13 protein-coding genes are annotated in these 12370 nt (G+C 46.9%); 11 read left to right on the top strand and 2 right to left on the bottom strand.

All coding sequences use genetic code 11. The features are described 5' to 3' along the window. Positions 1 to 32 precede the first annotated feature (32 nt). From flgB to flgL, 11 genes are all read left to right on the top strand, one after another. Positions 33 to 431, top strand: a complete 399-nt coding sequence (gene flgB / locus BFW38_RS12250) for a flagellar basal body rod protein FlgB (protein WP_068999094.1) — start codon at positions 33 to 35, stop codon at positions 429 to 431. Between the two features lie 81 nt (positions 432 to 512). Further along, entirely contained in the window at positions 513 to 986 is a 474-nt protein-coding gene (gene flgC, locus BFW38_RS12245; protein ID WP_068999092.1) for a flagellar basal body rod protein FlgC, read from the top strand. Between the two features lie 107 nt (positions 987 to 1093). Further along, a complete protein-coding gene (locus BFW38_RS12240) occupies positions 1094 to 1786 on the top strand; it encodes a flagellar hook assembly protein FlgD (protein ID WP_068999090.1) in 693 nt (230 codons plus the stop codon). Positions 1787 to 1817: 31 nt separating this feature from the next. After that, positions 1818 to 3161 (top strand): flagellar hook protein FlgE, encoded by a 1344-nt coding sequence (gene flgE, locus BFW38_RS12235; RefSeq protein ID WP_068999088.1) that lies wholly within the window; start codon positions 1818 to 1820, stop codon positions 3159 to 3161. A 113-nt stretch (positions 3162 to 3274) separates the two neighbouring features. Then, positions 3275 to 4024, top strand: a complete 750-nt coding sequence (gene flgF, locus BFW38_RS12230; protein ID WP_068999086.1) for a flagellar basal-body rod protein FlgF — start codon at positions 3275 to 3277, stop codon at positions 4022 to 4024. Positions 4025 to 4076: 52 nt separating this feature from the next. Next, positions 4077 to 4865, top strand: a complete 789-nt coding sequence (flgG, locus tag BFW38_RS12225) for a flagellar basal-body rod protein FlgG (protein ID WP_068999084.1) — start codon at positions 4077 to 4079, stop codon at positions 4863 to 4865. A 65-nt stretch (positions 4866 to 4930) separates the two neighbouring features. After that, on the top strand, positions 4931 to 5599 hold the full coding sequence (gene flgH / locus BFW38_RS12220; RefSeq protein ID WP_068999082.1) for a flagellar basal body L-ring protein FlgH: 669 nt from the start codon (positions 4931 to 4933) through the stop codon (positions 5597 to 5599). Positions 5600 to 5659: 60 nt separating this feature from the next. Further along, positions 5660 to 6772, top strand: a complete 1113-nt coding sequence (locus BFW38_RS12215; RefSeq protein ID WP_069000445.1) for a flagellar basal body P-ring protein FlgI — start codon at positions 5660 to 5662, stop codon at positions 6770 to 6772. 45 nt (positions 6773 to 6817) lie between these two features. Next, a complete protein-coding gene (gene flgJ, locus BFW38_RS12210) occupies positions 6818 to 7936 on the top strand; it encodes a flagellar assembly peptidoglycan hydrolase FlgJ (protein ID WP_068999080.1) in 1119 nt (372 codons plus the stop codon). A gap of 127 nt (positions 7937 to 8063) precedes the next feature. Next, entirely contained in the window at positions 8064 to 10415 is a 2352-nt protein-coding gene (flgK, locus tag BFW38_RS12205) for a flagellar hook-associated protein FlgK (protein ID WP_068999078.1), read from the top strand. Positions 10416 to 10436: 21 nt separating this feature from the next. Continuing rightward, complete coding sequence (gene flgL, locus BFW38_RS12200) at positions 10437 to 11381, top strand: flagellar hook-associated protein FlgL (RefSeq protein WP_084004628.1); 945 nt, start codon at positions 10437 to 10439, stop codon at positions 11379 to 11381. A 116-nt stretch (positions 11382 to 11497) separates the two neighbouring features. Here the strand turns inward: flgL and BFW38_RS12195 are convergent, their stop codons facing one another. Both BFW38_RS12195 and fliS read right to left on the bottom strand, forming a co-directional pair. Further along, entirely contained in the window at positions 11498 to 11884 is a 387-nt protein-coding gene (locus BFW38_RS12195) for a hypothetical protein (protein WP_068999074.1), read from the bottom strand. Then, the gene (fliS, locus tag BFW38_RS12190; RefSeq protein WP_068999072.1) at positions 11884 to 12363 is read right to left on the bottom strand and encodes a flagellar export chaperone FliS; all 480 of its coding nucleotides are present in this window, start codon (positions 12361 to 12363) and stop codon (positions 11884 to 11886) included. The genes BFW38_RS12195 and fliS overlap by 1 nt, the downstream gene beginning before the upstream one ends. Between the last annotated feature and the right edge of the window lie 7 nt (positions 12364 to 12370).

The raw sequence follows: 12370 nt of genomic DNA, 5'->3' as shown, positions 1-12370 counted from the left end.
ATAGGTTCTGAATAAGTGTTAAGGAGAAAGCAATGGCGATCAACTTCAAAAATGCTCTGGGTATTCATCCGCAATCGCTGAGTGTGCGCAGTCAGCGCGCTGAAATTCTGGCGAATAATTTGGCTAATAGTGATACGCCTGGGTTCAAAGCGCGGGATTTGGACTTCCAAGGCATGCTGAAGGGTGAGTATGAGAAAGTCGATCGTATGCGCCTTGAAACAACGAATGCTCGGCATATTCCTGCCGAAGCGGCTGTGGTCGATAGCGCTTTGAAATATCGCATCCCCCAGCAGCCTGCAGTGGATGGCAATACAGTGGAAAGTAATATTGAGCAAGCCAAGTATGCCGATAACTCATTGGACTTCCAGGCCAGCTTTTCGTTTCTCGATAGCAAGTTCAAGGGACTGGTCAAAGCGATGAAAGAGCAATAGCGCATCGTCAATAATCGCGTAAAGGTTGCCCTATGGTTTTTGGGGCTGAGATCGTTCTGATGGTATCGATAGGTTGATGACATGTCTTTAAATAAAGTCTTTGATATTGCGGGTTCTGGCATGAATGCGCAGTCACTGCGCTTGAATACAACCGCTTCTAACTTGGCGAATGCTCAGTCAGTCTCCTCTTCTATTGATGAGACGTACCGTGCCCGTAAGCCTGTCTTCGCTCCGATTTTGGAAGGTTATAAACAAGGGATTACGGATAATCAGGGCTATCAAAACCCCGTGACGAGTCTGAACCCTGAGAATGTTGCGGGTGAAGGGGTTCAGACGTTGGGCATTGTCGAAAGTAATGCTGAATTGAAAATGCGTTATGAGCCGAATAATCCGGCGGCGAATGAAGACGGCTATGTGTTCTATCCCAACGTGAATGTGGTCGAAGAAATGACCGATATGATTGCGGCCTCCCGCTCCTTCCAAACGAATGTGGAAGTGATGAACACAGCGAAGCAAATGGTTCAGCGAGCATTGACTTTGGGACAGGGTGCTTGATGCATTTTTTGGCTTTGGTTCTTAGCGAAGTTAACGTTGACGCATAATCAATATATTTAAAATAGTAATAACGGATTGCCGCTGAATGTGGCTGAGTGAGAGCGAGCATGGCTGAACCAACCAGTTTCTATGAGAGCCTTCAGGCGGAATATCGCTTTAGGGATCAGAGAGAAAAGGAAAAAGCCTCAAGAACTGATATGGGGCGGGATCAGTTTATGCAATTGTTGATTACTCAGTTGCAAAACCAGGATCCGACGAGTCCCCAAGATAATACGCAATATGTGGCGCAACTCGCTCAGTTCAGTTCTCTGGAAGGTATTCAGCAGCTCAATAGTACCGTGGATAACTTTGCGGTCAGCCTCAAGTCTGCTCAGGCCTTGCAAGCCTCTTCGCTCGTGGGTCGCAAGGTTGAAGTTGAGTCTAATGTGGGGATTTTGAAAGAAGGTGGCAAAGTATCCGGCAGTGTTCACCTTGATTACGACACACCATCATTAGTGGTCGATGTCGAAAGCTCATCCGGAGAATACTTGGGCTCTATTGCTTGGGATAATGTGAGTGCAGGTGAGGTGCCTTTTGAATGGGATGGTAAAGATACCGAGGGCAATGACTTTCCGCCGGGTGTTTACGTGTTTAAGCCGCGTAATCTCGCGAAAAATGGTGAAGATCAAGATGTGCCCACGATGTATATGGACTCAAATGTGGATAGCGTGCAGGTTGCGGCAGGTGGTTCGGGTCAGTTGATGCTAAACATTCAGGGGGTGGGTCAGGTACCGCTTTCTGAGGTCAAGAATATTAAGTAGTGCAGGTTTCTGAATTTAAAGGAGTGGTGTTATGGCTTTTAATGTTGGCCTCTCTGGCTTGCGTGGTGCACAGATAGATCTTAATACTATTGGTAACAACGTCGCGAATGCCAGTACGACAGGGTTTAAGCAATCGCGTGCTGAGTTTGGTGATGTTTACGCAGCCTCCGTGCTCGGTACGGGAAAAAATGCAGTCGGCTCAGGTGTGTTGGTTGAGCGTGTTGCGCAAATGCACAATCAGGGCAATATTAATTCCACTGATAATTCATTGGATCTAGCCATCAATGGTAATGGCTATTTTATCACCAAGAATAACGGCTCTACGGAATATACGCGTAATGGTATTTTCTTGATTGATAAAGATGGCTATGTCGTCAATAACACTGGCGCTCGTCTTCAGGGTTATGAAGCTGAAGATGGTGAGGTGTTAACGGGTGCGTTGGGTGATATTCGTATTGAGCAGGCCAACGTTGCGCCGCGAGCAACTGACCGCATTGATATGGAGAATAACCTGGATAGCGGTGAGGATATTATCCCTGCGGCAACGGCTTTTAACCCAGATGATGCAACCACTTACAATCATTCCACGGCAGTGAAGACTTTTGATAGCTTGGGGAATGAGCATACGTTACGGGTGTATTACAAGAAGGTCGCGGACTCCACATCAACGCCTGCAGCGGCCGTTGGTGAAACCGATTGGGAAGTTTATACCTCTATTACCAACACCCAGGGAGAGACCTTGTTCTGGGATGGTGCTGCATATAGTGATCCCACGGTAAATCCACCCGCTGCGAATGCGACGATTGGTTACTCTAATACTGGGACTTTTGCCGGTATTAACCCCCCGGCTGCTGCGGGTGACCCGACTCAGAGCTTTAGTTTGGATTTAAGCTCTGTTGACGGCACAAGTACTGAGTTTGGCCAGAACGGAGATAATACGGTTGCTGTGGCGTTTACGGGCTCAACGCAATATGGTGATAACTTTGAGGTCAGTTCTTTAACTCAGGATGGCTATACCACCGGTAAGATGTCGGGTCTTAATGTTGATCAAGATGGTACGATTTACGCTCGGTATACGAATGGACAGCAAAAAGCAGTGGGTCAAGTGCCTATAGCGAACTTCCGTAACCCGGGCGGGTTAAAGCCTGTAGGTTCAACCGCTTGGGCTGAGACAACTGATTCAGGCATTCCAACCGTTAATACCGCGGGTACAGGCGTCACTGGGGCGGTTGATGGGGGCTCCCTGGAAGATTCCAATGTCGACTTGTCGGAAGAGCTGGTTAAAATGATCGTGGCTCAGCGCAACTATCAAGCTAATGCTAAAACCATACAAACTCAGGATGCGTTGACACAGACGATTATTAATATTCGATAAACGTTCGTGTCAGGGTTTGGAACCGCTAGCACCCAGAGGCTAGCGGTTTTTTTATAGCTTGAAGTGTTGGCATATATTTTGCTTTAGTTAAAAGCAATCTATAGGAGATAAGTATGGATAAGGCGCTTTTTATCGCAATGACTGGAGCCAAGCACAATATGCTGGCTCAACAAGCAAGGGCCAATAACTTGGCCAATGTGAATACCACAGGCTTCAAGGCTGACTTAGAGCAAGCGCGAGCCATGCCGGTATTTGGTCAAAGCTATCCGACGCGCGCTTATGCATTGACTGAACGTCCAGCGACCGATGTTGCCAGTGGCCAGTATAATCAAACCGGTAACCCCTTAGATGTCGCCATTAACGGTGATGGCTGGCTGGCGGTGCAAGCCCCGGATGGTTCCGAAGCCTATACGCGTCGTGGTGATCTTTCCCTCGATGCTAATGGCGTTATGAGAACCGGCAATGGCTTGCCGGTGATCGGCAGTGGCGGGCCGATCGTGCTACCGCCTGCCTCACGTGTCAGCATTGGCGAAGATGGCACTATTTCGATTATCTCCAATGGCGGTGGCCAGCCGATGGCGATGGGTGTTGACCAGCTAAAACTTGTGAACCCCGCAGCAGAAGACGTGGCGATGGACAAGGGCCTTGATGGTTTGATGCGCCCCCGTAATGGCCAGGCACAGTTGGATGAAGATCCAACTGTGCGTGTGGCTTCAGGCATGATTGAGACCAGTAATGTCAATGCCGTCAATGAGCTGACGCATATGATTGCTTTGTCACGCCAATATGAAATGAATGTGAAAATGATGAAGACCGTTGATGAAAATGGCTCTTCAATGAACAGCGTTTTACGTATGAGCTAGACGCTCGATTGATATTGATCTCTGGTAAACCAATAATTTCAAGGAGTTGCTCATGCATCCGGCATTATGGGTAGGTAAAACGGGTTTGAATGCGATGGACACTAAACTGTCCACCATTTCGAATAACTTGGCCAACGTGAACACGGTGGGCTTTAAACGTGAGCGTGCCGTTTTTGAAGACCTGCTCTACCAGATCAAAAGAATGCCCGGTACTGAAAATGGGGATAATGCACAGATTCCGTCAGGCTTACAGCTAGGTACTGGTGTCCGTGTTGCCGGTACGCAAAAGCAGTTCACTGAAGGGAATGTGAATACGACCAGTCAGACGCTGGATATCATGATTAATGGTCGTGGTTTCTTCCGTTTAGCTACACCCGATGGTGATGTGGCTTATACCCGAAATGGTCAATTTCATTTGGACTCGGAAGGCCGTGTTGTCAATACTAATGGATTGCCTCTTGATCCAGAAATCGTGGTGCCCGATAACACAACAGACCTCACTATCGGTCAAGATGGTACTGTTGAGGTGATCACTGATGGGGATACCGCCAATCCTCAGCAAATCGGTCAAATTGACGTGGTGGATTTCATTAATCCAGCAGGCCTGATGGCAATGGGTAACAATATCTTTAAAGAGACCGCGGGCTCGGGTGCTCCCAATGTCGGTGTCGGTGGGGAAGATGGCTTTGGCGCAGTGACTCAAGGGGCTCTGGAGCAGTCTAATGTGAGTGCGGTTGAAGAAATGGTGGATATGATCACGACCCAACGAGCCTATGAGATGAATACTAAGGTCGTCTCTACTGCTGATGAAATGCTACGCAACCTGACACAAACCCTCTAATGAGAGGTTGGGCTATCCGTTACAATAGGTCTGAGTTTCGGATAGCTGGATATAGAGGTCACACCATGCGCTGGTTAAAGTTAAGTCTGATCTGTTCTGTTTTTGGGTTGACGGCCTGTGTCGGCTCAGAGCCTGTCGTTGAAGCTGGTGATCCATACTATGCGCCGGTTCAGCCTAGCAGCATGGAACCACCTCCTCCGGCAGATGGGTCACTTTACCAGCAGCAGTATAGCCAACAGCTATTTGGTGATCGCAAAGCATACCGTGTGGGTGACGTGATCACGATTGTGCTTCAAGAGCAAACAAGTTCGACCAAGTCGGCCAAAACGGACATCAAGCGTGAATCAAATATTGATTTACCTACGCCGACTGTTTTTGGGCGAACACGTATGAACTTGGGGACTAGCTTTGATGGTTCCAGTGACTTTAAAGGTGATAGTAGTGCTGACCAAAGTAATAGCTTGACGGGTCAGATTACGGTCACAGTACATCAAGTATTGCCGAACGGGAATTTACAGGTCCGGGGTGAAAAGTGGCTTAATTTGAACCAGGGTTCAGAGTTTATTCGTGTCTCTGGCATTGTGCGGCCGGATGATATTCAGCCGAATAATACGGTGGCTTCAAGGCACCTAGCCGATGCTCGCTTGACTTACAGCGGCACGGGTGATTTGGCTGATTCCAACAAGCAAGGTTGGCTAACACGCTTCTTCAATAGCGGCTGGTGGCCTTTCTGAGGGGTGATCAGAATGGTCATTGAAAAGACGAAAGGCAATAAGGTGGAGTCATTGAGCTTAATGAAAGCGTTCAAAATACCTGCCCGCGTATGCTGCTTAGTGGCGCTTGTGGTCGCTGCATTTGCACCCTTGGCGCAGGCTGATCGACTTAAAGATATCACGTCGGTTCAAGGTGTGCGTAATAACCAGCTGATCGGTTATGGACTTGTCGTGGGTTTGAATGGTACCGGAGATGATGCGCCTTTTACGGATCAGACCTTTGCCAACATGATGACTCAGTTCGGGATTACATTGCCACCTGGTGTTAACCCCGATTCAGAAAATGTCGCAGCCGTTACTGTCAGTGCTGAGTTGCCCCCTTTTTCAAAGCCAGGTCAGGCCATTGATATTACGGTTTCATCGATTGGTAATGCTGATAGCTTGCGGGGTGGAACCTTGCTGATGACGCCCTTGAAAGGCGCTGATGGTAATACCTATGCAGTGGCTCAAGGCAGCTTGGTGGTGGGTGGTTTTGGCGCTTCGGGTGCAGATGGCTCTAAGATTACGGTTAATGTCCCAAGTGTTGGACGAATCCCCGGCGGTGCAACGGTTGAAAGATCAATACCTAACTTTTTTGCCAAAGGCGATTCGCTTACATTAAATCTTAACTATCCCGACTTTACGACTGCACGCCGTGTTGCTGAACAAATTAATGACCTGATGGGCCCCGATGTCGCTCAAGCTTTGGACGCGACCTCTATTCGTGTTCGGGCACCAAGAGACTCAAGCCAGCGAGTCAGTTATTTATCGGTATTAGAAAACCTAGAAGTGGATCCGGCTGAAGCCAAAGCGCGTGTCATCATAAACTCTAGGACCGGCACCATTATTATTGGACAAAATGTCCGTGTTTCGCCTGCGGCTGTAACGCATGGTGGATTAACTGTCACGATTAATGAGAATCCCCAAGTGAGTCAGCCTAATGCGCTAAGTGACGGAGATACGACGGTAACGCCTCAATCACAGGTGAATGTGCAGCAGGGTGATGGGCGTATGTTTAAATTTGATGCAGGCGTCACCCTGGATCAGCTGGTTCAAGCGGTTAACCAGGTAGGTGCTGCGCCAGGAGATTTAATGGCTATCTTAGAAGCGCTTAAGCAGGCAGGCGCGCTTAAGGCAGAACTGGTCGTGATTTGATCATACGACAGGATCTTCGTTGTTTATCTTCAAGGGGTCGGTGAGATGCTGGGCGATAAAAGTGGTGTGCTGCCAAAAACTCAGTTTCAAACTTCGAGTTATCATGACTTGAAGGGACTCCAGTCGCTTAAACAGGGTGGCGATAGCCCAGAAGCCTTACAAGAAACGGCACGTCAATTCGAAGCACTCTTCATTCAGATGGTGCTGAAAAGTGCACGTGATGCCAATGATCTGATTTCGGGCGAGAACAGCTATTTCAGCTCGCAACAGATGAAGTTTTATCAAGGCATGATGGATGAGCAAATGTCAGTCGCTTTGGCTGAAGATCATGGTCATGGTGGCTTCGGGATTGCACAAGCGCTTGTTCAGCAGTTAGGTGATAAAGCTTCAGGTGACCATGAACCTTCATCTGAAGTGTCGCAATTGCTTAAACGTGATGCTTCTGAGGCCGATATCGCGGCGGCCGCTGATCACATTCAGCAGGCGCTTCAGGCTCGACGTATGACAAGTACTGCCATGCCTCATACCTTGCCTACCTATACATTAGAAACTCAAGATATTGAAGGAATACGTCCACCGCTATTGGCTGCAGGCGAGCAGCCGCTTGGGGTCGATGGAAATAGTGCGGAAAAAAGAGCCTATTTTGAGAGTCCAGAAGATTTCGTGAGGTCGCTTTACCCTGTCGCTGAAAAAGTGGCCAAAACACTGGGTGTCGACCCCAAAGTCATGTTAGCGCAATCGGCATTGGAAACGGGGTGGGGGCGTTACATGATTCCTCGTGAGGATGGTCGTAATAGCTTTAATCTCTTTGGTATTAAGGCTGATTCACGATGGGCTGGCGAATCAGCCAACGTCAATACGTTGGAATTTCGAAATGGGCAACCTCAGCAAGAGCAGGCTGCTTTTCGTGCTTATGGATCGTTTGAAGAAAGCATGCGTGATTATGCTGATTTTTTGTTAAGCAACCCACGTTATGAGGCTGCGTTACAGGAAGCCGATAATGCTCATGCTTATACCCATGGCTTACAGCGCTCTGGATATGCAACTGATCCACAATATGCCAATAAAATTTTGAAAATACTCGATAGTGATCCATTCAATCAGACTATTAATGATTTAAAAGATCAAACAGCATCGAATGGGGCAAATCAAATATTAGAATGATGGGGTATCAAAATGCGTCATGATTTGATGCTCGTTTAAAGTTGTTAGTCTTGTTGATGTTGATTGTTAAATAATATAAGTAGTTTTGTGCGCACTTTGAGCGTACAACCATTATAAGGATACGATTATGGCTGATTTACTGAATATTGGATTGACTGGGATTCGATCAAGCCGCAATAATTTGACAGTAACTGGCCATAATATTAGCAATATTGATACGCCAGGATATTCTCGCCAACGTGCTGAACAAGTGACGAACTCGGCCAGTTATCACGGTTATGGTGCGATGGGGAGTGGCTCTAGAACGGAAGTAATTAATCGCGTTGTCGACAAATATGCGGTAGATCAAGTCCGTGTTGATACGAGCAGAGCTAAGGAAGCAGAGATTTATTTAGAGAATATTTCCCAAATAGATAACCTATTGGCAAATGACAGTTCTGCACCAGGCAATGCGCTGAATGATTTCTTTGATGCGCTTCAAACAGCTGCTAATGACCCGCTATCTAAGCCTGCAAGAGAGTTGGTGTTATCAACTGCAACGGGAATGACGCAGCGTTTTCAAACGGCTTATGATCGTATGATGGAGCAGAATGATGCGATTAATACCCAATTAAGTTCTATCGTAGATCGCGTCAATGAGCTGTCATCTTCTATTGCCAAGTTGAATGATGAAATTGTTGCCGCTTATGGTAAGGGGGCGGGCAACCCACCTAATGACTTGCTTGACTCTCGTGATGAAAAGTTGCGTGAACTGTCTGAGTATGTCGACGTCGATGTTGTTGAACAAGATGGTAATAGCATCAATGTCATGATTGGTAAAGGACAGCCCTTAGTATTGGGTGGGGATGCGCAGCGGATGGCTGTTCAGACTGGACAAGGTGATATTGGTCGTCATGACGTTGTGTTTAGAGATCCGGCGGGGTCTTCTCAAGTTGTCAACCAGTTGCTCACAGGTGGTGAGTTAGGTGGGTTACTCCGATTCCGCGAAAATGTTTTAGATCGTTCTTTAAATGAGTTAGGGCGTACTGCGATGGTTTTTGCAGATGCTTTTAATGAACAGCATCAGCAAGGTAAAGATCTGAATGATGCGCTTGGCGGTGATTTCTTTAAAGATATTAATTCTATCGATTTTATGCAGTCTCGAGCGAATGGCTTCCAAACAAACGGAGCAGGCCCAGGAGCAGGGAAGCTTCAGGTGGCTCTAACAGATCTTAGTGCATTATCGACAGATGAATACGTGCTACAAGGTGATGGTGCCGGCAACTATACGTTAAGAGGTTTAGATGGCACGCAGTATAATGTGGCAGCGAATGCGGCTGATGCCGATCACCCGAATGATTATTTAACGTTTACCGATAGCTCAGGTAATGATTTAGGTTTTGAAGTCTCGATTCCTAATGGACTCGGCAGTGAGAATGCAGCAGATAAGTTTATGATCAGTCCTGCACGCAGCGGGGCAAGCCAACTTGAAACGGTGATCAAAGATATTAATAAAATCGCTTTGCGGGGCGGTAATAACGACAGTTTATCATTGACGTCGTCTGAAGTTGTTGCCAATAGCAGTAATGATGCTACTAATGCCATTACGCTTGATTTCACCGCTGCGAGCGATATTACGAATATTCCCGATAATGCTAAGATTACCTATGATGATTCTGCTGGTACCGCGGGGACTGGCGGATTTGTACTTGAGTACACCGATCAAGATGGCGTCAGTCAAAGCGTGACTGTTGATGCTGCTGTCGGTTCTACGCCTGCAACACTGAATTTCACCCTAACTTCTGGCGAGACCCTCGAAATGAATTATACCGGGGGTGCCTTAGCAGCAAGTAATGATAGCGATAACTGGACTTTTTCGCGCTCGTTTGACGGCGGTGAGTTGATTCAAGGGAGTCAAGGGACGACTGGTTCAGCCGCTGTCACCCAGGCGACGGATATCATTCCTTCTGGCGAAATTAGCTATGATGGTACTGACTATACGCTTTCTTATGTTGATGCCAACGGGCTTGATCAAACCGTCACTGTTGCCGGTGCTGGTACAGGTAATACTGTGTTTAACGTTGATATGGGGGATGGCTCTACCCAGGTTTTGAGCATCAATTTTGACTCTGCCGCTGCTGGGGATTCATGGTCCCTCATGCCAGAGGGTAAGTCTGGTAATGCCAATGGTTTAGAGCTAGCAGGCTTGCAAAGAGATAAATTAGTTGATGCTAGTGATGGTGGGGGCAGCTCGCTGCAAGAGTCGTACAGTCAGCTTGTGGAATTTGTGGGCAATAAAACGAGTCAAGCTCGAATCACTAACGAAACCAATAATGCCATTCTCGGCCAGTCGACACAATTAAGAGAGTCTATTTCTGGTGTTAATATGGATGAGGAAGCGGCTAACTTGGTCAAATTCCAGCAAGCCTATCAGGCCGCTGCACAAGTCATTGCCGCTGCCCAAACAACATTCAACGCTATCTTGAGTATCGGTCGATAACTGTTTGGAGGATTTGAGATTATGAGGCTCTCTACAGCTCAGATGTTTTACAGTAGTCGAGACAATATGTTGTCGACCTACTCGAAGATGAACAGCACTTATGATCAACTCAGTTCCGGAAAACGGGTTCTGACTCCTGCTGATGATCCCGTGGCATCGGCACAAAGCCTTAATACCAAAACACGCCAATCTATTGTTGAGCAATATAATAGAAATGCTGATTACGCTGATAAAAACTTAGATTTAACCGAATCTGTACTCGATCAAACGGGTGATGTATTGAATCGGTTAAAAGAGCTAGCGATACAGCTTGGTAGTGATCAGTACAGCGATGACCAAATTAAAGCGGCGGGCGTTGAAGCTAAAGAGTTGTTGAACCAGCTACAAGGCTTAGTGAATACTCAAAATGAAACTGATGAGTATATCTTTGCAGGTTCCCAAGGGGACCAAAAAGCCTATTCAGGTTTGAGTTTTCAAGGTGATGATATCGAACGAGAATTACAGGTGAGTGATGATGTGTTTACGCCCGCTAATGTGACAGGCGCTAAAGCCTTCGAGAACCTGAAGGATGAAGCCGGTAATTTATTAGAGTTTCGTGATGACAGCGGTAATCTCTTGCCTTCAAATATGATGGGGGCGGTTAAGCAACTTGTTGATGCAACCGGAAATGGTACTAATCAGGTTGTGGATAAGGAGATGATCCGCAAAAGTATTGATGATATTGATGTTGCTTTTGATCAAGCGCTACAGGCTCGTTCTGAGGTTGGGGCAAGACAGAGTACTATAAGCTCTTTAAAATCCTCAAATGAAGACTTTGTTTCTTTCGCTAAAAAGAGCATTTCGAATTTAGAAGATCTAGATTACGCTGAAGCGATTAGCCAATTTAAAGTGCAGCAGATGTCGTTACAGGCGAGTCAACAGGCTTTTGGCCAGATTCAGGGGCTTTCACTCTTTAACTATGTCTGAATCGATGTCTAAAATGTGATCTTTGAAGCCATAAAAATGCCCTCTCTAGAGGGCTTTTTTATGGTACTTATAAAAGGGACTGTGGAGGTTACTCAGCGCTTTGACCTGCTATGGAATTATCGAAAAGCTTTTCGTGCTTTATCATATGCGTTAATAGCACTTTGTCCTTTTGATAACTGACGCATTTGTTCTGATAGGTCTTTTTTTTCGGCCTGAACGTCTTTGATTTGCTGCTCAACCTCAGCTTTAAATGCTGCTGCAACCGAGGTGATCTCTCGATCAAGTTGGTCGATTATTTCTAATTTAGAATGATGTTGCTGTACTTTAGATTCTGACCAAGGTAGAGCAAAAAGCTGATGGGCTATTTGGTCGCGCGCTCCGGAGAGCTCAACGGCCTTGGTGAGATCCTCAGACTTGATCTTTTCCTTGAGCGCTTCACTGACGTTGATAAGCGCCGATAACGCCTTTTCAAAATCGTCATGATGCATCCGTTCACTTGGCATTAACCTGACTCCGAAAGTGAGTCGTAATCCGCGGGAACAAAATCTTTATATAGCTCGTCAGCAGTGGTTTCAACCTCAACCCAAGCTTCTTGTAGTGGTCTTAGAAGCTCTTGCACCTCTTGCACGGCTGCCACCTCATGCTTAAGTCGGGCAGTAACAAGTCGTTGTCCCATGTAGTCGTAGAGGGCGTCCAGTGTTTCATATAACTCAGGGTAAAACTCAGGGCTCAAACATGCTCTTAAGTAGTTAATACTTGAGTGGGCTTTATCCAAACAGCGAGTCGCCGACACGGTGTCGCCACGCTCCAAAGCGCTGAGCCCAGCATCCAAATGAGACTCTAGGGCAGCATAAAGCATCTTGATCAGCTGATATGGATTGGCCTGCTTAACTTCTTCACGAAGGTGTCGGTTCCCCTGCACCTGTTGTGAATATTGGGCAGCAGCCTGCTGGATCTGACGCAACGTTTTGGCGCGTGGCATGAAACAA

The organism is Terasakiispira papahanaumokuakeensis (assembly GCF_001709345.1).
Taxonomy (GTDB): Bacteria; Pseudomonadota; Gammaproteobacteria; order Pseudomonadales; family Halomonadaceae; genus Terasakiispira; species Terasakiispira papahanaumokuakeensis.
Note: the sequence above shows the minus strand (reverse complement) of the source record. Positions and strands in the feature narration are given on the sequence as shown.